Source organism: Cytobacillus sp. FSL K6-0265, from assembly GCF_038003465.1.
Classification (GTDB): domain Bacteria; phylum Bacillota; class Bacilli; order Bacillales; family Cytobacillaceae; genus Cytobacillus; species Cytobacillus stercorigallinarum.
The window spans coordinates 1,755,469-1,779,459 of the sequence record NZ_JBBOPE010000001.1 but is presented as its reverse complement, the minus strand read 5'-3'; the positions used below and the strand labels follow the sequence as shown (position 1 = coordinate 1,779,459).

Annotated in this window: 25 protein-coding genes and 1 other annotated feature; all 25 genes read right to left on the bottom strand. The window is 37.2% G+C overall.

The genetic code is table 11. From position 1 onward, the window contains the following. Positions 1 to 72: 72 nt before the first annotated feature. Complete coding sequence (locus MHH73_RS09205) at positions 73 to 1,350, bottom strand: uracil-xanthine permease family protein (RefSeq protein WP_191812348.1); 1,278 nt, start codon at positions 1,348 to 1,350, stop codon at positions 73 to 75. Between the two features lie 133 nt (positions 1,351 to 1,483). Beyond that, complete coding sequence (pyrR, locus tag MHH73_RS09200) at positions 1,484 to 2,026, bottom strand: bifunctional pyr operon transcriptional regulator/uracil phosphoribosyltransferase PyrR (protein ID WP_191812350.1); 543 nt, start codon at positions 2,024 to 2,026, stop codon at positions 1,484 to 1,486. Positions 2,027 to 2,212: 186 nt separating this feature from the next. Next, on the bottom strand, positions 2,213 to 3,118 hold the full coding sequence (locus MHH73_RS09195; protein ID WP_191812352.1) for an RluA family pseudouridine synthase: 906 nt from the start codon (positions 3,116 to 3,118) through the stop codon (positions 2,213 to 2,215). Beyond that, the gene (lspA, locus tag MHH73_RS09190) at positions 3,099 to 3,584 is read right to left on the bottom strand and encodes a signal peptidase II (protein ID WP_191812354.1); all 486 of its coding nucleotides are present in this window, start codon (positions 3,582 to 3,584) and stop codon (positions 3,099 to 3,101) included. The genes MHH73_RS09195 and lspA overlap by 20 nt, the downstream gene beginning before the upstream one ends. 89 nt (positions 3,585 to 3,673) lie before the next feature. Next, entirely contained in the window at positions 3,674 to 3,967 is a 294-nt protein-coding gene (locus tag MHH73_RS09185) for a hypothetical protein (protein WP_225230473.1), read from the bottom strand. 339 nt (positions 3,968 to 4,306) lie between these two features. Further along, positions 4,307 to 7,078: an isoleucine--tRNA ligase gene (ileS, locus tag MHH73_RS09180; protein ID WP_341066311.1), complete on the bottom strand. Its 2,772-nt coding sequence runs from the start codon at positions 7,076 to 7,078 to the stop codon at positions 4,307 to 4,309. 98 nt (positions 7,079 to 7,176) lie between these two features. Further along, positions 7,177 to 7,428, bottom strand: a binding site (T-box leader). A gap of 71 nt (positions 7,429 to 7,499) precedes the next feature. Next, a complete protein-coding gene (locus MHH73_RS09175) occupies positions 7,500 to 8,015 on the bottom strand; it encodes a DivIVA domain-containing protein (protein WP_191812359.1) in 516 nt (171 codons plus the stop codon). Between the two features lie 142 nt (positions 8,016 to 8,157). Then, positions 8,158 to 8,934: a YlmH family RNA-binding protein gene (locus MHH73_RS09170; protein WP_191812361.1), complete on the bottom strand. Its 777-nt coding sequence runs from the start codon at positions 8,932 to 8,934 to the stop codon at positions 8,158 to 8,160. A 129-nt stretch (positions 8,935 to 9,063) separates the two neighbouring features. Further along, positions 9,064 to 9,330 (bottom strand): YggT family protein, encoded by a 267-nt coding sequence (locus MHH73_RS09165; RefSeq protein WP_191812363.1) that lies wholly within the window; start codon positions 9,328 to 9,330, stop codon positions 9,064 to 9,066. 7 nt (positions 9,331 to 9,337) lie between these two features. Continuing rightward, positions 9,338 to 9,829: a cell division protein SepF gene (locus tag MHH73_RS09160; protein WP_191812365.1), complete on the bottom strand. Its 492-nt coding sequence runs from the start codon at positions 9,827 to 9,829 to the stop codon at positions 9,338 to 9,340. Positions 9,830 to 9,844: 15 nt separating this feature from the next. Then, on the bottom strand, positions 9,845 to 10,522 hold the full coding sequence (locus MHH73_RS09155) for a YggS family pyridoxal phosphate-dependent enzyme (RefSeq protein ID WP_191812367.1): 678 nt from the start codon (positions 10,520 to 10,522) through the stop codon (positions 9,845 to 9,847). A gap of 4 nt (positions 10,523 to 10,526) precedes the next feature. Then, positions 10,527 to 11,345: a peptidoglycan editing factor PgeF gene (gene pgeF / locus MHH73_RS09150; protein ID WP_191812369.1), complete on the bottom strand. Its 819-nt coding sequence runs from the start codon at positions 11,343 to 11,345 to the stop codon at positions 10,527 to 10,529. 59 nt (positions 11,346 to 11,404) lie between these two features. Further along, positions 11,405 to 11,683, bottom strand: a complete 279-nt coding sequence (locus tag MHH73_RS09145) for a YlmC/YmxH family sporulation protein (RefSeq protein WP_191812370.1) — start codon at positions 11,681 to 11,683, stop codon at positions 11,405 to 11,407. 305 nt (positions 11,684 to 11,988) lie between these two features. Continuing rightward, positions 11,989 to 12,768, bottom strand: a complete 780-nt coding sequence (gene sigG, locus MHH73_RS09140) for an RNA polymerase sporulation sigma factor SigG (RefSeq protein ID WP_191812371.1) — start codon at positions 12,766 to 12,768, stop codon at positions 11,989 to 11,991. A 144-nt stretch (positions 12,769 to 12,912) separates the two neighbouring features. After that, positions 12,913 to 13,632 carry an RNA polymerase sporulation sigma factor SigE gene (gene sigE, locus MHH73_RS09135; RefSeq protein WP_095369607.1) on the bottom strand — a complete coding sequence of 240 codons (720 nt, stop codon included), beginning with the start codon at positions 13,630 to 13,632 and terminating at the stop codon, positions 12,913 to 12,915. A 38-nt stretch (positions 13,633 to 13,670) separates the two neighbouring features. Next, the gene (gene spoIIGA, locus MHH73_RS09130) at positions 13,671 to 14,591 is read right to left on the bottom strand and encodes a sigma-E processing peptidase SpoIIGA (RefSeq protein ID WP_191812372.1); all 921 of its coding nucleotides are present in this window, start codon (positions 14,589 to 14,591) and stop codon (positions 13,671 to 13,673) included. Positions 14,592 to 14,935: 344 nt separating this feature from the next. Next, entirely contained in the window at positions 14,936 to 16,102 is a 1,167-nt protein-coding gene (ftsZ, locus tag MHH73_RS09125; RefSeq protein WP_341066301.1) for a cell division protein FtsZ, read from the bottom strand. A 157-nt stretch (positions 16,103 to 16,259) separates the two neighbouring features. After that, positions 16,260 to 17,543: a cell division protein FtsA gene (gene ftsA / locus MHH73_RS09120; RefSeq protein WP_191812374.1), complete on the bottom strand. Its 1,284-nt coding sequence runs from the start codon at positions 17,541 to 17,543 to the stop codon at positions 16,260 to 16,262. Between the two features lie 149 nt (positions 17,544 to 17,692). After that, complete coding sequence (locus MHH73_RS09115; RefSeq protein ID WP_191812375.1) at positions 17,693 to 18,055, bottom strand: small basic family protein; 363 nt, start codon at positions 18,053 to 18,055, stop codon at positions 17,693 to 17,695. Then, positions 18,056 to 18,787: a DUF881 domain-containing protein gene (locus MHH73_RS09110; protein ID WP_341066297.1), complete on the bottom strand. Its 732-nt coding sequence runs from the start codon at positions 18,785 to 18,787 to the stop codon at positions 18,056 to 18,058. It abuts the gene before it with no gap. A 57-nt stretch (positions 18,788 to 18,844) separates the two neighbouring features. Then, entirely contained in the window at positions 18,845 to 19,558 is a 714-nt protein-coding gene (locus tag MHH73_RS09105; protein ID WP_341066295.1) for a DUF881 domain-containing protein, read from the bottom strand. Next, positions 19,524 to 20,327, bottom strand: a complete 804-nt coding sequence (locus MHH73_RS09100) for a cell division protein FtsQ/DivIB (protein ID WP_341066293.1) — start codon at positions 20,325 to 20,327, stop codon at positions 19,524 to 19,526. The genes MHH73_RS09105 and MHH73_RS09100 overlap by 35 nt, the downstream gene beginning before the upstream one ends. 159 nt (positions 20,328 to 20,486) lie before the next feature. After that, on the bottom strand, positions 20,487 to 21,395 hold the full coding sequence (gene murB, locus MHH73_RS09095) for a UDP-N-acetylmuramate dehydrogenase (RefSeq protein WP_191812381.1): 909 nt from the start codon (positions 21,393 to 21,395) through the stop codon (positions 20,487 to 20,489). A 61-nt stretch (positions 21,396 to 21,456) separates the two neighbouring features. Next, entirely contained in the window at positions 21,457 to 22,557 is a 1,101-nt protein-coding gene (gene murG / locus MHH73_RS09090) for an undecaprenyldiphospho-muramoylpentapeptide beta-N-acetylglucosaminyltransferase (RefSeq protein ID WP_341066289.1), read from the bottom strand. 286 nt (positions 22,558 to 22,843) lie between these two features. Further along, positions 22,844 to 23,944 (bottom strand): stage V sporulation protein E, encoded by a 1,101-nt coding sequence (gene spoVE / locus MHH73_RS09085; protein WP_191812386.1) that lies wholly within the window; start codon positions 23,942 to 23,944, stop codon positions 22,844 to 22,846. Between the last annotated feature and the right edge of the window lie 47 nt (positions 23,945 to 23,991).

Sequence of the window (23,991 nt, the reverse complement as noted above, 5' to 3'; positions counted from 1 at the left end):
TTTTCTTCCCACTTTGAACTCAGCTCCTCAACACCCTTATGAACCTCTCTGGATTCCTTTTAAAAGGCGTAATTAGTTTTCAAACATATTTTCATCTACTTCCGGTTTACCCGGTAAGACTAAGTTGAGTACAACCCCAGCAATTGCGGCAATCGCCATTCCCTCTAAGTTGAAGACCCAAAGTTGTAAATGCGCGCCGCCAATTCCTAATACAAGGATAACAGAGGCGATAGCTAGGTTACGGTTATTTCCAAAGTCGATTTTATTATCTACAAGCATCCTTAATCCTGAAGAAGCTATGATACCGAATAGAAGGATTGAAACCCCGCCCATAACTGGTGTCGGTATTGAACTTATTAAAGCTGTTACTTTTCCGATAAATCCGAAGACGATGGCAATCACTGCTGCTCCGGCAATGACATAAACACTGTAAATTTTGGTGATTGCAAGGACACCGATATTTTCTCCATAGGTGGTTTTCGGTGGTCCACCAATTAGAGCTGATAACATTGTTCCCATCCCATCTCCTAAGATGGAACGATGTAAACCTGGGTCTTTTATATAGTCTTTGCCCACTACTTTTCCGAGTACAAGTTGATGACCGATATGTTCAGAAAGAGTGACAACAGCAACTGGGATCATCAGTAGAGCAAGATCAAGAGTAATTCTGACATCATAATCCATCACAGGTAAGATAAATTCAGGCATTTCAAACCATGCAGCTTTTGCAACAACTGAGAAGTCAACAATGCCAATCATGAGTGAATATACATAACCGATAATGATACCAGCAAGAATCGGAATCATTCCAAGCATGCCTTTTCCATAAACTGAGATAATGACTGTAGCAGCAAGCGTAATTAAAGCTGCCGAGAAGTGAAGCATGCTATATTCTCCTGTTACTGGGTTGTTCATGGCCATGTCAATTGCAGTTCCAGATAACGCAAGTCCGATAACGATGATAACAGGCCCTGTAACAATGGGTGGTAATAATTTCAAAATCCAACGATAACCCGCTTGCTTAATAATAAGAGCGACGACCCCATAAACGAGACCTGCCATAAAGCTTCCTATCATGGCAGCGCCAGGTCCACCTTCGAGCTGTGCGGTCTGGATAGGAATAATAAATGCGAAAGACGAACCTAGGTATGCAGGAACTTTCCATTTTGTAATCATTAGGAAAGCAAGTGTTCCGATACCACTTGAGATTAGGGCAATAGCTGGGCTTAAACCTACTAAGTATGGTACTAAGATGGTAGCACCAAACATGGCGAATAAATGTTGTAAACTGAGGGTGAGCCAATGTACTGGCGTTGGTTTATCATGTATGTCTAATACTGGTTTATTCATGGTGGTATTTCTCCCCTTTAATATAAAACCCTCTTTGCCTGCGGACAAAGAGGGTTGGTAAGCACAGACCAGGAGCAGTCTGTTACTTCCCCCTTTGTCAGCCTCTCTGGACTGCATTTAAAAAGGGCTCATTTTATTTTTCAAAGATACTCACTTGATCTGTTTGATCAATTTCATTTAGTTCGACAACTATTTTTTCAGAACTTGAAGTCGGAATGTTTTTCCCAACATAATCAGCTCTAATCGGTAATTCTCTATGACCACGATCTACAAGCACACCTAACTGGATAGCTGAAGGTCTACCTAAATCAATTAAAGCATCTAATGCTGCTCTTACTGTTCTTCCTGTATAAAGGACATCATCAATGACAATCACTTTCTTATCGTTAATATCAATCGGGATATTTGACCCCTTAACGAGCGGTTCTTGATTATCTGTCTTCTTTGATAAGTCATCTCTATAGAGAGTAATATCGATTTCACCAACCGCTACTTTGGCACCTTCAATTTCTTCTATTCGCTTTGCTAGGCGATTAGCAATATAAATCCCTCTTGTCTTAATTCCAATAAGCACACAATCCTCAATGCCCTTATTCTTTTCAATCATTTCATGAGCTATTCTTGTTAGTGCTCTTCTTATCGCTTGTTCGTCCAGTACAATGGCTTTTTGTGACATCTTTTTCACCTCATTTTATACTAAAAAACCCTCTCACCTAAAGGAGAGAGGGTAAACGATCGTACTTTATTTGAACATACAGCAACCGCATGTTCATACCGTTTCCTTCCCAGCCTCACGGGACTGCTTTTAAAGGACTTATTTAACTGAATTCATCTTATAACACTTCAACTTACTTGTCAACAATTATTTTTCCAACATAGCAATGAGCTGTTTGAAATCAGCTGGCAATGGTGCGGTAAATTCTAGGTACTCACCTGTTCTTGGATGATTGAACCCTAACACCCCTGCATGAAGCACTTGTCCGCCGAACTCAACTGTTTTTCGCGGCCCATATTTCGGATCTCCAGCTAATGGAAAGCCAATATATTTCATATGAACACGTATTTGATGCGTTCTTCCCGTCTCAAGCTGACATTCTATCAAAGTAAAATCTTTAAAGCGCTCGATAACATTGAAATGCGTAACAGCATGTTTGCCATTATCAACAACCGTCATACTTTGGCGATCTTTCGTGTCTCTCCCGATAGGTGCATCAATTGTACCATGATCATGATTTAATACGCCGTGCACAACCGCTTTATATTTTCTTGTCACCGTTTTATTCACAAGTTGCTCTACTAAATTCTCATGGGCGAGATCATTTTTAGCCACCATAAGCAGGCCGGATGTATCCTTATCAATTCTGTGGACAATACCTGGTCTCATGACCCCATTTATACCTGATAAGTCTTTACAATGTGCTAGTAAGCCGTTTACCAATGTACCTGTTCCATGCCCAACCGCAGGGTGCACAACCATTCCCCTCGGTTTATTGACTACTAAAACATCACTATCTTCATAATAAATATCCAAGTCCATTTCCTCAGCAACTACATCTAATGGCTCTGGATCAGGAATAATTATATCAAGCTGGTCTTCATTTACTACCTTATAATTTGTTTTTACTTTATTACCATTGACAAGCACATGTCCTGCTTTTATCCATTCTTGCACTTGTGTTCTTGACCATTCTGCATTCAGATTAGCCAGCACCTTATCAATACGATCACCCGCTTGATTTTCGGTGATATTATGTTCCACTTTGCTCATTTGCTTTCTCCTTTTTCACTTCTCTTTCCTCTCGTATCATCTGTATTAATAACAGCACGACACCTATACATAGAGAGGAGTCCGCAACATTAAATATCGGGAAGTTATATCCGAACGGGAATGTATGAATAAAATCAACCACTTCTTTTCGCCAAAGACGATCAATAAAGTTTCCAATTGCACCACCTAATATTAGTGCTAATGAAAGCTGAAGAAGCCATTTTCCCTTCGCATGTGTTTGCATATAATAAATGATTCCGATGATGACAATAACAGTAATCAAATAAAAAAACCACATTTGACCTTCTAATATTCCCCAGGCTGCACCTGTGTTCCGATGGGAAGTAATATACAGAAAATCTTCAATGACAGTCATACTTTCACCAAGCGTAAAATTCTTGACAATTAACCATTTAGTCCATTGATCAAAAGCAATAATCAATAAAGCGATTATGTAGAAAAACACAAAGGCAACCTCCAATATTCATTTGTATACCTTTGCATTTTAGCATAAACCCATAAAAAACGGTAGCATTGCTCTTTAAGGCGATTGTTTTAATCATAAAGGGCTTTACGATAGAACCTTTTAAGAGACTGACAATCGTCCATTGTTTGTAGCGTAGGGATTAATGTTAATAAATCTTCTGGCAAAAACTCACCAGAAATTTCACATGTGCCAAATTGGCCATTTTCATACTTCTCTATCGCCTTTTCAACATCATATAATTCATCTAATATCATTTCATTTATAAAGGGGTGAAGATTACTTTGCATTAACCTCTCCAGTAACTCTTGTCTCGTATTACGAAGCTCTTCAATTAGTGGAATAACATGTGGTTGATTGTTCAAAAAAATCCCCCTTCATCCTTCAAGATTGTTCATAAAGTTATTATGAGCAACTGGCTAATTTTGAACGCCTCTAAAGATTTTACAAGCTGAACAAGTTTTACAGGTTGAGGAAAATTTTATTAGTTTCACTCAAAGAGGAAAAGGTTGAGACATGATAAAATTATTCACTTCAATATTTGTTAACAACTTTTCATTAAAATTATGATCGTTTTTATAGCAAATCTTTTTTAGAATTCTCCTTGATTTCTAACTTCATTCACCCTTCTTATATAATCATGAAAAGAAAACAGAAAAAGACCCGAACGAATAGTTCGGGCCTTGATTAGGCTAATACTAAATTTAGTTCAAATCGCTATAGTTTTCTTTCACGACAGTAGCACAACGTGGGCAAAGGGTTGAAAATTCTTCTACTTCCCCAACATCTGGAGTGACTGTCCAACAACGTTCACATGTTTCACCTTCAGCTTTAGAAACCATGATTGCTACATTGTCAAATTTATGCGCTTCATTTGGTGCTTGCTCTAAGCTGCCTGCCACTTCAAATGCAGAAACGATAAATAGTTGTGGTAAGCTTTCTGAAATAGAATCAAGTAAGGAATTGGTTTCGTTATCAACATACAACGTTACTTTTGCTGTCAATGATTTACCGATCACTTTTTCATTTCGTGCTTCTTCTAGCGCTTTTAGGACATGATTTCTTAATTTCATGAAAGCTGTCCATTTTGTCGTTAATTCTTCCGCATTAGCAAAAGTTTGTACTGTCGGCATATCTGTCAATTGAACACTCATCTCTTCCACACTTGGAATGTGACGCCATACTTCATCAGCAGTATGAGAAAGAATCGGTGATACAAGCTTAGTAAGGGCAACTAAGCTATCATAAAGCACTGTTTGAATCGCACGACGATCATGTTGATCTTGCGCTTCAATGTACAGAACATCTTTCGCAAAATCTAGATAGAATGAACTTAAGTCTAAAGTACAGAAATTATTAACAGCATGGTAAATGCCTGCAAATTCATAGTTCTCATAAGCTTGTAGCGATGTTTCGATTAGGTTATTTAACTTTACTAACATAAACTGATCGACTTCACGTAATTCATCATAAGAGACACGATGTACTGCCGGATCGAAATCAGCTAAGTTTCCTAATAAGAAGCGGAAAGTGTTTCTAATTTTACGGTAAACTTCTGCTACTTGTTTTAAGATTGGATCAGATACTCTTACATCTGCTTGGTAATCAACTGATGCAACCCAAAGTCTTAAAATATCTGCACCTAATTGGTTCATCACTTTTGAAGGTACAATGACATTACCAATTGACTTACTCATTTTTCTACCTTCACCATCTAAAACAAAGCCGTGACTTAAGATGCCTTTATATGGTGCTTTACCAGTTACAGCGACACCTGTAGATAATGATGAGTTAAACCAACCTCTATACTGGTCAGACCCTTCTAGATAAAGGTCTGCTGGTCTTTGTAAATCTTCACGCTCAAGTAATACTGCTTGATGCGAAGAGCCGGAATCAAACCAAACATCCATAATATCCGTTTCTTTTGTAAACACACCATTTGGACTACCTGGATGAGTAAATCCTTCAGGCAATAATTCCTTCGCCTCTTTTTCAAACCACACATTCGAACCATGCTCTCTAAATAGTTGGGATACATGATCAATTGTTTCGTCTGTAATAATCTCTTCTCCATTTTCTGCATAGAAGACAGGAATTGGCACACCCCATGCACGCTGTCTAGAAATACACCAATCACCACGATCACGAACCATATTATAAAGCCTTGTTTCGCCCCATGCCGGTGTAAATGTTGTATCATTAATTGCTTGCAATAATTCTTGTCTAAAATCTTTAATAGAAGCAAACCATTGGGCTGTTGCACGGAAAATAACTGGTTTTTTTGTGCGCCAATCATGTGGATAAGAATGCTTGATAAAAGAAAGCTTCAATAACGCGCCAACTTCTTCCAATTTTTCTGTGATTGGTTTATTGGCCTTATCATAGAAAAGACCTTCAAAACCAGGTGCTTCTTCTGTCATTACCCCTTTGTCATCCACCGGACATAATACATCTAAGCCATATTTAGAGCCAATGTAAAAGTCGTCTTCACCATGTCCTGGAGCCGTATGAACACAACCAGTACCAGCGTCTGTAGTTACATGGTCACCAAGCATAACAAGTGAATCACGGCCATATAATGGATGTTCAGCAGTCACATATTCTAACTCACTACCTTGAATCGTTTGAACGACCTTAGGATTTTCCCAGCCAATCTCTTCTGTTACAGACCCTAGTAGATCTTCAGCTACTAAATATTTTTCGTTAGCCACTTCAACGACAACATACTTTAGTTTCGGGTGGACAGAAATACCTAAGTTAGCCGGCATTGTCCAAGGCGTCGTTGTCCAAATAACAATACGTACGTCTTCAGATAAAACATCTTTACCGTCTTTCACTTTAAATCCTACATAAATGGAAGCGGATTGCTTATCTTTATATTCAATCTCAGCTTCTGCTAATGCAGACTCAGATGATGGAGACCAGTAAACAGGTTTCTTCCCTTTATAGATATAACCTTTTTTCGCCATCTCACCAAAAACTTTGATTTGTTGGGCCTCATAGGCAGGTTTTAATGTAATATAGGGATTTTCCCAATCTCCGCGAACACCCAACCGCATAAATTGTTCACGTTGATTCTCGATTTGACCGTAAGCATATTCTTCACAAAGTTTACGAAATTCTGCTACCGTCATTTCTTTACGTTTTACACCTTTATTCGTTAATGCTTGTTCAATGGGCAATCCATGCGTATCCCAACCAGGTACATATGGTGCATGGTAACCACTCATTGACTTATAGCGGTTAATGAAGTCTTTTAAAACTTTATTTAACGCATGTCCGATATGAAGATCGCCATTCGCATAGGGAGGTCCGTCGTGCAGGATAAACAATGGCTGATTTTTCGTGCGCTCAAGCACTTTTGCGTAAATATCTTGTTCATTCCATTCTGTTTGCATTTCAGGTTCTCTTTTTGGCAAATTTCCTCTCATTGGAAAATCTGTTTTAGGCATTAATAAAGTATCTTTGTAATCCATAGCTCATTTCCTCCTCAACATACTACATAACATTATGACCAAAGTAGCGCTCATACATAAGGTACTCGGGGAAAACACAAAAAACCCCTCATCCCAAAAAAAGGGACGAGAGGTTATATATTCCCGCGGTACCACCCTTGTAGATAGAGAAATTCCCTATCCGCTCAAAAATCAATTCGTAACGTGAACGTCTACGCCTTACTCTAACTTTTTAGCTCAAGTAAGGAACTCAAGGGTGATGTTCAAATTCTTCTTCTTAATATCAGGCTTTCACCTTCCCTGAATCGCTGAAGTGGGAATCCACTCTTTTAAGTAAGATAGAATGCTACTATCCCTGTCATCGTTTTATCATGTTTTTTCTAGATTATATGCGATAGGATACAACTTCGTCAAGTCGGTTTAATTCAGAAGTTAAAGTATCTTATACCCTAGATTCTTCTTCTTTTGTAGACTTCAAGTCTGTTGTATCTAGCTCATATTCCATTAAGTGGTCCCAATCATCATTTTGTAGCATATCTAATTGGGCTTCGATTAACATTTTAAAACGATTTCTAAATACTTTCGATTGCTTTTTCAAATCTTCTATATCCAGCGCAATCTTCCTTGCTTTAGATAATGATTCATTCACAATCCTGTCAGCGTTTTTCTCCGCCTCACGAATAATTAGCTTTGCCTCTTTCTGTGCGTTTCGCTTCACTTCTTCCCCAGCTTCTTGCGCAACAACAATCGACTTATTTAACGTCTCTTCAATCGTATTAAAATGTCCGACTCTTTCATTTAAGTCGTTTAAACGCTCTTCTAATTCCTTCTTCTCACGAATAATGATTTCATAGTCTTTAATCACTTGATCTAAAAACTCATTTACTTCATCTTCATCATATCCACGAAAACCTTTGCTGAACTCTTTGTTATGAATATCTAACGGTGTTAATGGCATAAGGCCACCTCCTAGATCAGTTGGTCAAATTATGTATTTGTTAACATGTAATTCGACAGTTTCTTGCAGATTCCTGCATAAAATTCGATACACTTTCAATTTTATATCGGTAAAACACTATAATCATTATAGCTAAAAAAGATTATTTTTGTATACCAACAACTACTTTCCATTTTTCTTTCTTCGTTTTTCCTTCTATCGCAATCACCTTACAGCGCCCATAGCCTCTAACAGAAATCGTATCACTTTCACGGCAATCGAACGCTACATTTTCTTTCATTGCCCAATTTACTTTTACTTTTTTTGCAGCAATAAGTTGTTGCGCCTTTTGTCTAGAAAAATTATAAATTGATGCAATCAACGTATCAAGTCTTAAGGATGACATTGTAAAAACTTTTTCTTGCCATTGCTCTTTTGCATCAATAACAGATGAAAATGGTTTTTCTTCAAGTTTAACAGAAGCTTTCCCAACAGATTCTAATTGCATAGAAATATAAGATGATACTTCCTTAGAAACAATTACTTGTATCGTATGACCTTCAAACAAAATATCTCCAAATTTACTTCTTTTCAATCCGAGTGACATAAGACTGCCGAGCACTTGTGGATGCTCGATTAATACGAATTTATGAGGATAATTTACTTCGTATAATTCTAAGCAAAAATCGTCCATTTCCGGTACAAAATAATCTGGATAAATTAGCGCACGTTTTCTTTCGGCGTTTCTATGTCCACCTTCAAATTGCACGCACACATCACTTTGTGATCCAATGATGGTGTGTAAAATATCTTGTTCCCTTGGATCGAGAAAGTCAGTAAGCTTAGGCGCATACGATTGTTCAACCGTTTGTCGCCAACTTAACACTTGATCAATAAACTCCCTCTCTTCCGGACGAAAGTGTTGATATATATTTGACATGAGCTTACTCCTTTAACAACAGTTGTGTTATAGTATATCATTTATTAAATTTGCATGTTTTGCAATTTCCTTTGAAAACCTATTATTAAAAAAAAACAAAAATACGAGCTAAGCATTAGCTCGTATTTTTTACATCATCCATAAAAAGATTTGTCGAATTCCCGATGTTGCTAAATTTAATACTAAAATAGCCACAATCGGAGAAATATCTAACATTCCACCAATTGGCGGAATAACACGTCTAAATGGTTCTAGAAAGGGTTCACAAATTTTTGTTAGAACTTGCCCAATACTAGATTCCCTTGCATTTGGGAACCATGACATGAGTATGTAAATGATTAATGCCCATGAATAAATCTCCACGGCTGTAATAATAATCGAAAATAAAGTTGCCATAATTAATTTACCACCTCGAGTTCTCTTCTTCATGTTCCTGAATCATTTGCGAAATATTCCCTGATACTTCAACATTTTCAGGCGTACATAAAAAGATGTCCATTCCAATTTTTTGTATATCTCCACCAATGGCATACACCGTTCCACTTAAAAAATCAACAATGCGCTTTGCTTGGCTTTTATCAATTCTTTGAAGATTAACAACCACTGCTTTTCTATTCTTTAATTGATCAGCAATTTCTTGCGCTTCCGCATAGACGCGTGGCTCAACAAGAACAACTTTAGATGATTTTTGCTGACCGCCTTGTCCTTGAACAGATTGTAAACTAACAACATTTTGTTTTGTTGCAGCGTGCTGCCTTTGCGATGTCCGAATAGAGGTTGTTTCTTGTTCCTCTTTACGATCCCTGCTATTGGCGTACTCATCTTCTCTTGGCTCATAGTTGTCTTCTTCGTCATCTAAAAAGAAATATGATTTAAACTTTGATTTTATACTCATCTGCACCTAACCTCCTTACTTTTCTTTTCCAACTAAAGCCGTTCCTATACGGACCATTGTTGCGCCTTCTTCAATAGCAATTTGATAATCATTGGACATTCCCATTGATAATTCTATACACGGTGCATGAGATAATTGAAGTGATACTACTTCTTGCTGAAGCAACTTCAAATTTCGAAAACAGTTTCTTAATACTGTCTCATCATTTGTCAATGGCGCCATAGTCATAAGGCCTACTACTTCTATTTGTTTAAAATCTGACAACGCTTTAACAAAAGGAATGACTTCTTCTCTGGATAACCCTTGCTTTGAATCTTCTCCAGACACATTCACTTGAATAAAGCATTTAATTGATTTTTTCGCACGCTTTTCAATCTCTTTAGCAAGAGACATCCGATCTAATGAATGTATATAATCCACTTCATTTATGATATTTTTTACTTTTCTAGATTGTAAGCTCCCAATATAATGCCAAACAGCCCCATTGTTTATGACGGCTTGTTTTTCTAACAGACCTTCATCACGATTTTCCCCTAGGTTATTAACTCCTGCTGCAATTGCCTCCTGTGCTCTTTCTGTTGATACATATTTTGTCACTGCGATAATCTTTACGTCATCACTAGGACGATTCATTTTTTCACAAACAGTTTGTATATTTTCCTTAATCCTCTTTAAGTTCTCTTGTACATTCAAGATGCTATTCCTCCTCACACAAACCAATAAAGCTCATCATTCTACCCGTTTTCCCTTCATCTCTTCGGTGGGAAAAAAACAAGGTATCATGACAGCTTGTACAAAATTCAGTTGTATGAATATTATCTCGTAAAACACCATATTTCTGCAATATGAGTTGATTACATCGTTTTAAATCTAATTCATATTGACCTTTAGATATTTCATTATAAACACTAGGAGCCATTTCTCCTAAGGCATCGTTCACCTTGTTAAGCACATAATTATCTACAATATAACAAGAGCGACATATACCTGGGCCTATAACAACTTCGACCTCTTGTGGACGAATTCCTTTTTCATGAAAGGCAGTTAAAACATTTTTAGCGATTCCAAATACGGTTCCTTTCCATCCCGCATGAGCAACTGCCATATATTGATTCTTGGGATGGAAGAAATAAAGTGGAATACAGTCAGCATAACACATAGTTAATAGTATATTATTTTCATCCGTATACAAGGCGTCCGTAGCAGCAAATGCCGTATCATACTCTTTTGCGCCTCTACCTCTTTGGTTATTTTGAACATATTCAATATGAACACCATGAGTTTGTTCTGCTCCCACCCAATGTTCTAATGGAAATTGCAATTCTTTCGCTAATGCTATACGATTTTGGATCACATGCGCTGGTTGGTCACCTACATGAAAGCCAAAGTTTTGTGATGTGTAATCTTTTTCACTATACCCATCATTTTTAGTTGTAAAGCCTGCCATCAGTCCATATTTTTCAAACCAATGTTTTATGATTAAATATTTTTCATGCGTTCGTTGAAATGGCTCCATACACTTTCCCCATTTTTTTCTTTAGTTTACCATATTGCGATTAAGGTTTACAGCTATAACTATCGATTGCTGTATTCTTCTTTTGGTTCTTCTAATTGATATTGATGAGGAAAACGGACAAGAATCACATCCTCACCGATTTTTAAAATATCGTCCCATTCGACCACGATATCCTCCAGCTTATTAAAAAAAGGAAGCATCTTGTTTTGTTGACTAATGAAAATACAGTCTATTTTCCCAGTTGAAACATCAATATCAATATCATTAATAAATCCTAATTTCTTACCATCAGCAACATTAATCACATCTTTCATTTGAAAACTTGAGATTCTCATCATCTTAAAACGCCTCCTTTTATTACAATATATGATTAGAAAGATTAAAAAGACCGAGCTAAATTTGGTGTGGTGATTTGAGAATGAAGTGGTTCTCAAGCTATTTCCTTTGGAAAATCTTATCAAACAAGTATGTATTTAGCCGCATTTTTCTCTCTGGTGTAGTTCTTATTCTTATCTATAAATCGCGTTTATCTAATTATGCTTATTTCCCATGCGTCTTCATCAATCATTCCTCATGGTAGGGCCTCTATTTCATTACAAATAAAAAAGAGCTTAACACGTCTGTGTTAAACTCTCCTGGCATATTAGCTTTGAATATTTTTATTCATTTGTTTAATGGCTGCTTTTTCTAAGCGTGAGACTTGAGCCTGAGAAATACCAATTTCTTCAGCAACTTCCATTTGTGTTTTTCCTTGAAAAAACCTTTTGCGTAATATCATTTTTTCTCGATCATTCAGGCGTCTCATGCCTTCTTTCAGTGCAAGCTCTTCCACCCATTGAATATCCTTATTCTTCTCATCACTGAGTTGATCCATTACAAAGATTGGGTCGCCGCCGTCATTATAAATAGGCTCAAAAAGTGATACAGGATCTTGTATTGCATCAAGGGCGAAAACAATTTCTTCATGCGGAATATCCAACTCTTTCGCAATCTCTTCAGCTGTTGGTTCTTTTGAAGTTTTACTCATTAGGCGTTCTCTTACCTGCAAGGCTTTATAGGCGATATCACGTAAGGAACGAGATACCCTTATTGGATTATTATCGCGTAAATATCTACGGATTTCTCCAATAATCATAGGAACAGCATAAGTGGAGAATTTTACATTTTGGCTTAAATCAAAATTATCAATAGATTTCATAAGACCGATACAGCCAACTTGAAATAAGTCATCAACAAATTCTCCTCTATTATTAAATCGTTGAATGACACTTAAAACGAGTCGGAGGTTCCCATTTACTAGGCTCTCCCTTGCTGATATATCTCCATTATGCATTTGCTTGAAGAGTGCTCTCATTTCTTCGTTCTTTAGTACTGGAAGCTTTGATGTATCTACTCCGCAAATTTCTACTTTATTTCGAGTCAATCCCATTCCCTCCTCACAGGAGCTGCTGTACAAAAATCAGTATCTCCGCGAGAAGGAAAAATATGCACAAGAAAAATGCGCATAAAGTGTAAAAAAAAGAAATATCCTTTATTTAACAGATATTTCAACGACTAAAAAATTTTTTTAAACCATTTTATTGAATTCTTTTTTCAAACGTTTAATAATTCTTTTTTCTAATCTTGAAATATAGGATTGAGAAATCCCAAGCATATCGGCAACATCTTTTTGTGTTTTTTCCTCATCCTCACCAAGCCCGAAACGCAACTCCATTATTTGTTTTTCTCTATCAGATAATTGATGAAGTGCTTTAATTAAGAGCTTTTTATCAACATTTGCTTCTAAATCCTTCGTGATAATATCTTCCTCTGTGCCTAGTACATCTGATAATAATAATTCATTACCATCCCAATCAATGTTAAGTGGTTCATCAAACGAAACTTCGGAACGAATCTTGTTATTTCTACGTAAATACATTAATATCTCATTTTCAATACATCGTGAGGCATATGTAGCCAGTTTAATTTTCTTTTCAGGATTGAAGGTATTTACCGCCTTTATTAAGCCAATTGTTCCAATACTGATTAAGTCTTCAATATTAATGCCTGTATTTTCGAACTTGCGAGCGATATACACGACTAAACGTAAATTCCGTTCAATTAAAATGGATCGTGCTGCTTGATCTCCTTTAGGAAGCTTATTTAACAATATCGCTTCTTCTTCTTTACTAAGTGGCGGGGGAAGAGCTTCGCTACCACCTATATAATATATTTCATCTGTTTTTAAACCTAATTTCATTAAAAGCTTATACCAATAATATGATAAGCGAAATTTAAGTTTACGCACTCTTTCTCCTCCCTATGATTGATTATTTCTCATGCGTTTTAACCAACTTTCTTGGCACCTGTTAACATTTTTGGATGCACAATGCATTGAAAGCGATTCTCTGGGGACAACTTTTGCATAGTAAATGAAATGAGCCCCTTATCCACTGCAATGACTTCATTATCTTTGATTAATGTAATTTTCTCTGGTTTGAGGGCAAGTATCATTTGATTATCACTACCGACCACCTTTGCAGGTATCACTCGGACAACTGACATCCAATCGTTCGGGATTTCCCACCTGCCTTCTATCGCACCATTCGGATCTTTTGCCATTGTTGTAATCGCTTCTGGAAAAGACTCTTTATGCTGGTCAATCGATACAATCATGACAGGTACTCTTGTTAGTGGATCATAAAGCTGATTACCACTGTCTATTAGACCTTGAAAATCATAAGTTTCTCCCTTTAGTTGAATTTGTACATTCACATTTGACTCATAATTGATCTTTGTCATTTCAATAGAATCATAATTTTTCTTTGAAAAATGCCAGGCAATAGGGAATCCTAATAATACGAATAACCAGCTAATAGGATCACCAAAGCCATTTACGGATGCAAGCATAACGGTGGATGTCAGGTCTAGATCAAATTGAATAAAATAATGGACGGCAATTAAACTTCCACCGATTAAAAAGGTCACTGCATAAAATGTGCTTAACGCTTTTAAAAAAAAAGTTAATCTTCTAAAACCAAATACAATAAAGACCATGAAAATAGAAAATAACCACTTACCTATTGGATGACTGGAGTATGCATGAATCGGTGTGACGGATAATAAGATTATTATTGAGCCTACCAAACCTCCTGTGGCTATTCTCCATAATTTAACTTCGATTTTCAGAAGAATAGACGTTAAATATAGGAGAAGACTATCAAACAACAAATTTAATGCCCAAATAATATCTAAATAAATGGCCAATCTGTCTTCTTCCTTCCTAAAACTAACAATGTATATTCTTATGGGTGGCTGTCTTATTGATGTGCTAAAAAAAGTATAGCCTATTCACCAAAATAAAGATGTCACTTTCTGTTGGTAAAACAGCAGAAATTTTCACTATTCTTTTCTTTTTTTGTCAGTTTTTTGCGGTCTGTCTCATTTATAGGAAATGACGAAAATGATGAAGTCTTTTAATGGACTAATTTAAGGAGTTATTATCTAATTAACGTTAATATAGAAAAAATTTTTGAGGGGATCATCTTCTTTTAAAACAAAAAAGCCAATGCCCTTCATTTTCGGACATTAGCTTCTTTATACAAATTGTCTTATCTTCTACGGTTACGATTTCTTAAAAATGTTGGGATATCTAACGTATCTTCTGGATGTTCCTTTGCTGTATTTCTTGATGGCTGCTCATGTGATGCTGCTTCTTCCCTCTCGCGTTCACGATACGTTTCACGCTTTTGCACCTGCGATCCTACGCCAACGTTTCCTTTATTTTGTCCAAATGCAGGTTTGGAAGGCTTTGTTTGAATAACTTCTTCATTGAAGCCAGTCGCGATAACTGTTACAACAATCTCATCCTTCAAATCCTCATTGATAACAGAACCAAAGATCATATTAACATCTTGATCTGATGCTGATGCAACAATATCTGCTGCTTCTTGTACTTCATACAAGCTTAAGTTTGATCCGCCGGTAATATTCATTAGAACCCCTTGCGCACCATCAATGGACTTTTCTAATAATGGAGAAGAGATGGCCTTCTTGGCCGCTTCTGCTGCTCGATTTTCGCCTGCAGCTAAACCGATTCCCATAAGTGCAGAACCTTTATTGGACATAATTGTTTTCACATCAGCGAAGTCCAAGTTAATCAAACCAGGTGTGGCAATCAAATCTGAAATACCTTGGACACCTTGGCGAAGAACATTATCTGCTTCACGGAATGCTTCAAGCATTGGTGTACTTTTATCAACAATTTCTAATAAACGATCATTAGGGATAACAATCAATGTATCCACAGCATCTTTCATAGAAGCTATTCCACCAGCTGCTTGAGTAGAGCGTTTACGACCTTCAAATGTAAATGGTCTTGTCACAACACCTACAGTTAAAGCGCCTAAATCTCGTGCGATTTGGGCAATAACAGGGGCAGCACCAGTACCTGTTCCTCCACCCATTCCAGCAGTAACAAATACCATATCTGCACCTTTTAAAGCTTCTTCAACTTGCTCTTTACTTTCCTCAGCTGCCTTTTTTCCTACTTCTGGATTGGCACCTGCACCGAGCCCTCTTGTCAATTTACCACCAATTTGCATCTTTACTTCTGCTTTTGATAGGTTTAATGCTTGAGCATCTGTATTCACTGCAATAAATTCTACACCTTGTACACCATGCTCAATCATACGGTTAACGGCGTTATTTCCTCCGCCACCAACCCCAATTACTTTTATCGTTGCTAATGAATCTAAATTCGTATCAAATTCCAACATGACAAATCCTCCTAATTCGTCGATATTCCTAAGAACACCTTTTTTTCGATTCGCTCATTTATCTTGATGATTAACTGTTTAATAGCTGACTAACATCTACTGTAAATTGACAATCTGTCTTGCTATTAATCTATTACAATACAATGTTTTGTTTTTGCTACTCGAAAAAGTATCCAAGGAACTTTTTAACTCTTGATGTCACTTTTTGTTCCGGCTCTTTTTCTGTGCTTTTCTTCGGCTGTGTTTGCTTTTGTGTTCTTTTTTCATTTGCTTCAGGTTGATCGACAATTGCTTCCATGTTCTTTCCTTGTATCTTTGCATTTTTATATGCAAACTGTATTAAACCTACGGCTGTACAATATTGTGGCTCTCTAACCCCAATATAATCAGGCACGGCTATTCTTACTCTATTTTGGAAGACCACTTGAGCAAGTTCTAATACCCCTTGCGTATTTGCAACCCCTCCGCATAAAACATAACCACCTGGAAGGTCTGATGCACCTAGCCTTCTAATCTCATGTTGAATAAGATCAAAGGTTTCTTCCATTCTCGCTTCAATAATATCTGCTATTTCTAGCTGATTAAATTGTTGATGTTGATCACTGCCGATAATTGGTACACTAAATACCTCTTCCTCTGAAGCGTGGTCATAAAAAGCATACCCATGTTTTATCTTAATTTTTTCAGCATCTTCAGTTGAAGTACGTAAACCAATCGATAAGTCTTTCGTGATATGTTCTCCTCCAACTGGCAATACACTTGTATCCTTTAGTACACCATTTTCAAAGATAGCAATCGTTGTTGAACCACCACCTATATCAACAAGAGCCACACCTAAGTTTTTCTCATCTTTTGATAGGGCGAAAGCACCTGCTGCTAACGGCTGAAGGGTAATATCCATAATTTCTAGGCCTGCGCGTTCAACGCATCTGAGCGTATTATGTAATAAAGTTTTAGATCCGGTAATGATGGTACCTTCCATTTCTAGTCTTACACCAATCATTCCTCTTGGATCATTGATTTCATCTAATCCATCTACAATAAATTGTCTTGGAATGACATCAATAATTTCTCTCTCAGGTGGCACTGATACCACTTGAGCAGCATCCATAACACGCGCTACATCCTCATCTGAGATTTCCTTATTTTCACTTGACACGGCGACAACACCGTGAGAAGGCTGAAGCATAACATGGTTACCGGTGATACCTACTATCACTCTTCTAATCTCCATGCCAATCATTCTTTCAGCTTGTTCAATTGCTCTTCTAATAGAATGAACGGTTTCATCTATATCAACAATGGAGCCCTTTCTTAATCCTTCGGAAGCTACATTGCCAACACCAATAATGTTTAAAGAATCATTGACCATCTCACCAATGATTACTTTTACACTGGATGTACCGATGTCAAGGCTGACATATATTTCATTGCTGTTCATTCTGTGGCACCTCCCTTTTTGCGAGTCGACTTTTTTAGTTACCTATTCTTGCAGTTATCATTACTATAACCTCTTTATATTAAACTAATAAACCAAATTTGATATTAATAAAATTATTCGTCAAAACTAAACTATTCCCTTTTTTAAAATCAATTTTTTTCTAAATTTTCATTCTTACTTGTCCACTTTGCTAATAAAATCCTGCGAATAACAGCGATGTTTTGAAATAACCTCACACCAAATGCAAACACAGCTGCTAAATATAAGTCTACACCAAGATGAACCCCTAGAAAAGCAAGACCTGCTGCAAGTAAAATATTAAAGAAAAATCCTGATACAAAGATCTTTTCACTGTACACATCCTGTAAATGGGCTCTAATGCCACCAAAAAGTGTATCCAGTGCAGCAAGAATAGCGATTGATAAGTAATTGGCATATTCATCAGGAATTTGAAAGTCTGTCATAAACCCAATAAATAACCCGATTAGTAAACCTAAGATGGGTAGCCACATCTATGAATGTCCTCCTTCGCTTTTCTTGTCCGCCTCCTTCATATCAGTCATTTGAATTGGTTCATTGTAGGCTGGTACAGTAATCTTATTTTCTGCTAGTTGTATATCGAGTGTTAAATTCTCGATAAAAAAATCTTCTATAGATTTTGAAACTTGCATTCTTTTATACATTTGTTCAGCATCATCTTCATTCTCAACAATAACCTTCAATTCTAGCGGTAAGGTCTGAATAGAATAACCATCTATTTTCGTTATATTATTAATATCTCTTATCACAGTTGAGTTGATTACCCGATGACCACCTATGGATACTTCTTTCGCGCCATAACGGTTGAGTTCATTTACTAACCTTTTCAATAAATCGGGTGTAACTTTCCCTACTTGTGAACCGATAATCAACTCCTCAGCGATAGGTTGTACCGTTAAAATCAAACCTGGACCTGATTTTTCTGTCAGTCCTACTTCTGTTTTGAGCTCATCCAATGTTGATCTCAGAACCTCTTCCTTATTAGCATCTATATTATTTTCATATTGCGCTATTTTCTCTTCTTGTGACCGGATTTCCTTTAGCAACTCAAGTCGTAATGCTTCCTCATTTTGCAGATCTTCCCGCAATTGCCATGTGTCTCTTGTATCTCTTACGTCTGTATTCTTTACCGTCTTAAACTGAACGGCTAGCATGACACCAATTAAGACTGTGATTATTGTAAAACCCCATTGCTTTTTGTTCATCTTTTCACCTATCTTCTTTTTCCACCAAATATTGCTCCTATCATGATAGAAAAAGCGCTAACTCCCAATTATCGGATCCATTATGATTTCAGATTTACCCTCTAATGAAAACTGAATATTTTCATTGACAAGTAAATCTTTAACGCCGCCAGCAATATTTAATGCCGATGTGAGAACGTCCGTATCTCCAATTGCAGATATAACAAATGGGGCTGGGTGTTGCTTCCCGTCCACTTCAATGACCGGACCGTTACAGACAATATAAGAGGAGTGCGTTAAGCGCTGACCATTAATGGCGACAGCTGAAGCACCGGCAATGTATAACTCATTAATAACTTGAAACACATGATGTTCATGTACGATGTAATTATTTGCTGAATCGGCTTTGGGATTGTATTCCCCATCTAAGAGAGTGACATTTACACCAGGGCCACTCACTTTGACCTTCCCTAAATACATGCGATATTTATCGACATCCTCGGCAAGATTACTATATACTTGCTCATCTTGAGAAAATTCTTTTTCAATTTCTTGTAGAACATCTTGTGTCTTGTACAATTCTTGTTGAAGGTTAAGATTTTTCTCTTCCAAATCAATCAATTCACGCCTTAATTGTTGATCCCTCTCCCACTGGTTACTCGTTATACTGCTTTCATCTTTCGTATCTTTCGCCAATTGAAAGGAATAAGCAATCAGAAAACCTAATCCAATGAAAACGAGTGAAAAGATAACCTGGTTATTCTTCAACTTCCTCTTCTTGTTCTTTTTCATTCTCCTCAGCTCCCCCTTCGCCATAAGGCTTAAAGTAAGAGCCCACTTCTAAATCAATAATTCCTTTAACTTCGGGATCAAGTTGAGCAACGATTGCCGGGTAATGAGACATTTTATCGACAAAGGTAGCTAATGTAGCGACTACTTCATATCCATCATTCATATAAAGCGTAATCGCCTCTTTATCTGTTTCTTTAGGTGACGCGTGTATTTCTGAAATTGAATTACGAACTTCTTCTGGTAATTGACCAAGAGACGCAATCATCTTCTCTAACACTTTTCCTTCAGAAAATTGAAATAAAATAGGTGCACTGGCTGGGAACTCACTTTCACCTTTTACGGAGAGAGTTTTACCGTTTTCAAGAACGGGTATATAGTTCTCACCTTCCATAATATAAGCTACTCGTTTATGTTCTTTAACCGAAATAACGACTGTATTTGGAAACTCAGTTGCTACTTTTACCTCTTTCATTTCTGGTAGTTTTAAAAGCACTTGCTCAATTTCAGCTTCATCAACTTTCCATATATTCATATCTTCAGTTAATCCACTTTGTTCTACAATCGTTTCATTGCTGAAGACAGTATTACCTGATACTTTAATTGCTTTTATATTGCTCAACGGTGACTGGAAATAAACTACTAAGGCAATCAGAAATAAAAAGAAAATTAGTAGGGAAATGAGTCTCCGGTTCGCTTTCTTTTTTCTCTGTTGTTTTAATTTAGGAATTCTATCTTCTATGGATACTATTTTTCCTTGTTCCAGTATCATCACCTCGTACATCGTTACTCACAGCATATATCCTTATTTTCGGTTAATTAAACTAATATATTAACATAATGAGATAATATACCTAAATCTTTATTCGCTTATCATCATTCTATTGAATGATTATATCACAATAATTGGAATGAAAGATGGTCTTTTTCGCTACTCGCGCCCAATTATTTCAACTTCTGTTTGCAATGCTATTCCCTTTTCTGCTAATACCGTATCCTTTGCATGTTGAATTAGCCCCAAAACATCCTCAGCAGTTGCCTGATTACTATTCACAATAAAATTCCCGTGTAATGGCGAGATTTGGGCGCCTCCGAGTGTATGTCCCTTTAAACCAACTGCTTCAATCAGCTGACCAGCATGATGTGGTAGTGGATTTCTAAAAATACTCCCTGCACAAGGGGCATCCCATGGTTGTGTTTCTTTACGATATGCCTTATTACGTAACATCCTATTAGTAATCGCTTCCTTCTCTCCTTGCTCTAAGCGAAAAATGGCTTCAACCACAATGCCTGGTCGTTCTTTTTGTAAAATAGACGTTCGATATGAAAACTTCATTTCTTCGTTTGTTAACCATTGCAGATCACCATTCGGAAAAAGGATATACGCTTTCTCGAGAATCGTTGCGATATCCGATTGATGTGCACCTGCATTCATATAGACTGCTCCACCAACAGAACCAGGAATACCACTTGCAAATTCTAGCCCTGCATACCCCTGTTTACTCACTTTGGTAGCTAATGCCACAAGGGGATACCCTGCACCGACCCGAAGAAGTTCTTTTTCTCGTTCGAGATTGGCAAAACCTTTACCGAACTTAATCACTACTCCCTCAATGCCATCATCAGCTACAAGTAAATTAGAGCCTCTTCCTATTACAGTCCATTTAATTTGATGTGAGACAATAATCTTCATCGCTTTACGCAAATCTTCTACTGTCTTAGGTTCGATAAATATATCAGCAGGTCCGCCTATTTTCATCGTTGTATGATAAGCAAGTGGTTCTTTTTCTTTTACCGTTCCATTGATAGCGCTGTTTAACTCACTATATATGCTCTTCATAACATCCGCCCTCTCTGTATCGTATTCTATATTATGCTAAAGTCAATAAGAATGGGCTACATTACTGCTTATCTTTCATTATTTTTTTCATTACATTATATAACCGATCCGCTGCATCTGGGACGCCTATCTTCTTCGCAGCAGATTTCATCGCGATAATTTTGTCCTCATCTAATAAAATCCGGTCAATCGATTCAATTAATTTATTCGCGCTCAAATCTCCTTCTAGGAGTAATTCTGCTGCGCCATGGTCGCTTAATGCTCTCGCGTTCTTTTCTTGATGATTATTCGTTACATATGGGCTTGGTATTAATATACTTGGGATGCCTAATGACGTTAATTCCGCTAGGGTTGTTGCACCCGCTCTCGTAACAGCAAGGTCCGTTCCCGCTAATACTTCTGGCATATTATGAATAAAAGGCTTAATTTTAATATTATCTGGATTCCCAGCCAATTCGGCCTCTTTCTTTACACTTTCATAATGGACCTCACCGGTGATATATAATACTTCATATGGCCTGGATGCTAACTGTGTAAACGTTTTTAACACGGCATCATTAATCGGCCTTGCTCCCCTACTACCACCGAAAATCAACACAGATGGTTTCGCTGGATCTAGACCAACAGATAATTTACCATTAATGGCATTTTGTCCAAGCACTTCTGTTGCTCGCGGATTTCCCGTCATGACTACTTTTCCTTTAGGGAAGCTCGCCACAGCTTCATCAAAGCATACAGCCACTTTATCGACATATTTACTAAGGAACTTATTAGTTAAACCCGGTACACTATTTTGTTCATGAATGATTGTTGGAATCCCCAACTTGGCACCAGCGTACACAACTGGCCCACATACATAACCACCTGTACCAATGACGACATCAGGCTGAAATTCCTTCAACATTTTTTTACTATCTTGAACACCTTTTAAAAACCGCCAAATCGTTTTCACATTATCTAAAGATAAGCTTCTTTTAAATCCTGAAATTTCAATTGACTGAAAAGGTATATTTGCACGAGGAACGATCGATGCCTCTAGTCCATTTTTTGTACCTATGTATAAGAATTCTGCGTTTTTATCTTGCTTTTGAATTTCCCGAATTAGGGCAAGCGCAGGATAAATATGTCCCCCTGTGCCACCACCACTTAATGCAATTTTCATGCTTTCACCTCAACCAAAGCTGTTAGTTTCCTTTTAGTTTCCTTACTGTTTACTAGTCTTACTTTATCCTATTCTACTATATTTGCACTGAAAGGAAGAAATGATAACCTACAATGTCATGCAAATGTAATGAATTTGGAAAATCTCTTTCCCTTTTGAAATAAATAAAAGTTCTACATTAACAAATTAAGCCAAGTAATACCACTTAATTGAAGCTTTAACTATATATTCTTTTTTTGTTAGCGATTCTCCTATCAGCAAAAAAAGAAACCCTAAATGGGTTTCACTAATAACGAGAATACCGACTAATATTAAGCAACACACCAATCGCCATTAACATAAGGGTCAATGAAGATCCTCCATAACTTAGGAATGGCAAAGTGATACCAGTTACTGGCATCAAGCCTGTGACTACTCCAATATTAATCATTACTTGTATGGCGACCATGGCGATAATCCCTACTGCCAAAAAGCTACCATATAAATCCGGTGCACCAAGCGCTACTCTAATGCCTCTCCATAAAAGAAGGGCGAAAAGTAGAATGACGAATGTGCCCCCTATAAAACCTAGTTCCTCAGATAATATGGCAAAGATAAAATCCGTTTGCGGTTCAGGTAAATAGAAGAATTTCTGTCTGCTTTCACCTAAACCTAAACCGAATAGTCCCCCTGGACCAATGGCATAAAGCGACTGGATAATTTGAAATCCACTGCCTAAAGGGTCCTCCCACGGGTCTAAGAATGAGGTAATTCTTTTGATACGATAAGGAGCAGAAAGCACTAATGCAACGAAGCCCCCTATACCGATTAAACCTAAAAGTGCAAAATGTTTAATTCTTGCACCAGACACAAATATCATTACAATGCAAGTCCCCACCATTACAGTTCCTGTGCCTAAATCCGGCTGTAACATGATTAAGCCGAATGCAAGAAAGACGAGACCTAATGAAGGAACTAACCCCTTCTTAAATGATGTAATGAGTTTCTGTTTTTCGGAAAGAAACTTAGCGAGAAAGGCAATCATCGCTAGTTTCATAAACTCGGAAGGTTGAATAGAGAATGCACCGACACCTATCCAACTTCTTGAACCATTTCTAACATTTCCTATACCAGGTATTAATACTAATAATAGCAACACAAAACAAACAATGATAATGACTTTTGCCCATGTTCTCCATGTCCAGTAATCAACATTCATAAGAAAGAACATGGCTACTAAACCAACAATTGCAAATAGTAACTGCCTTTTGGCGAAGAAAAAAGAATCATCAAACTTGTAATCTGCCCAAATGGCACTGGCACTATAAACCATCGTTAGTCCAACTGCTAAGAGCATGAGCGTAACAATAATTAATATCATATCTGGAGTGGCTTTTTTTGTTGGCAAAGTCAACACACCTCTAAGTCCAAGTTTTAGGGCTGTTTGCTGTTTCC

Coding starts and splice junctions, on each gene's coding strand:
- MHH73_RS09100 (WP_341066293.1), bottom strand. CDS start 20,327: ATGATACTGGAACAAGGAAAAATAGTATCCATAGAAGATAGAATTCCT.
- MHH73_RS09110 (WP_341066297.1), bottom strand. CDS start 18,787: ATGAACAAAAAGCAATGGGGTTTTACAATAATCACAGTCTTAATTGGT.
- pgeF (WP_191812369.1), bottom strand. CDS start 11,345: ATGGAGCCATTTCAACGAACGCATGAAAAATATTTAATCATAAAACAT.
- ftsZ (WP_341066301.1), bottom strand. CDS start 16,102: ATGTTGGAATTTGATACGAATTTAGATTCATTAGCAACGATAAAAGTA.
- MHH73_RS09195 (WP_191812352.1), bottom strand. CDS start 3,118: ATGAGCAAAGTGGAACATAATATCACCGAAAATCAAGCGGGTGATCGT.
- murB (WP_191812381.1), bottom strand. CDS start 21,395: ATGAAGAGCATATATAGTGAGTTAAACAGCGCTATCAATGGAACGGTA.
- MHH73_RS09205 (WP_191812348.1), bottom strand. CDS start 1,350: ATGAATAAACCAGTATTAGACATACATGATAAACCAACGCCAGTACAT.
- MHH73_RS09160 (WP_191812365.1), bottom strand. CDS start 9,829: ATGAGTATAAAATCAAAGTTTAAATCATATTTCTTTTTAGATGACGAA.
- MHH73_RS09170 (WP_191812361.1), bottom strand. CDS start 8,934: ATGTCAAATATATATCAACACTTTCGTCCGGAAGAGAGGGAGTTTATT.
- MHH73_RS09115 (WP_191812375.1), bottom strand. CDS start 18,055: ATGTGGCTACCCATCTTAGGTTTACTAATCGGGTTATTTATTGGGTTT.
- ftsA (WP_191812374.1), bottom strand. CDS start 17,543: ATGAACAGCAATGAAATATATGTCAGCCTTGACATCGGTACATCCAGT.
- ileS (WP_341066311.1), bottom strand. CDS start 7,078: ATGGATTACAAAGATACTTTATTAATGCCTAAAACAGATTTTCCAATG.
- MHH73_RS09105 (WP_341066295.1), bottom strand. CDS start 19,558: ATGAAAAAGAACAAGAAGAGGAAGTTGAAGAATAACCAGGTTATCTTT.
- MHH73_RS09145 (WP_191812370.1), bottom strand. CDS start 11,683: ATGATGAGAATCTCAAGTTTTCAAATGAAAGATGTGATTAATGTTGCT.
- murG (WP_341066289.1), bottom strand. CDS start 22,557: ATGAAAATTGCATTAAGTGGTGGTGGCACAGGGGGACATATTTATCCT.
- MHH73_RS09165 (WP_191812363.1), bottom strand. CDS start 9,330: ATGGCAACTTTATTTTCGATTATTATTACAGCCGTGGAGATTTATTCA.
- MHH73_RS09175 (WP_191812359.1), bottom strand. CDS start 8,015: ATGCCATTAACACCGTTAGATATTCATAACAAAGAGTTCAGCAAAGGT.
- pyrR (WP_191812350.1), bottom strand. CDS start 2,026: ATGTCACAAAAAGCCATTGTACTGGACGAACAAGCGATAAGAAGAGCA.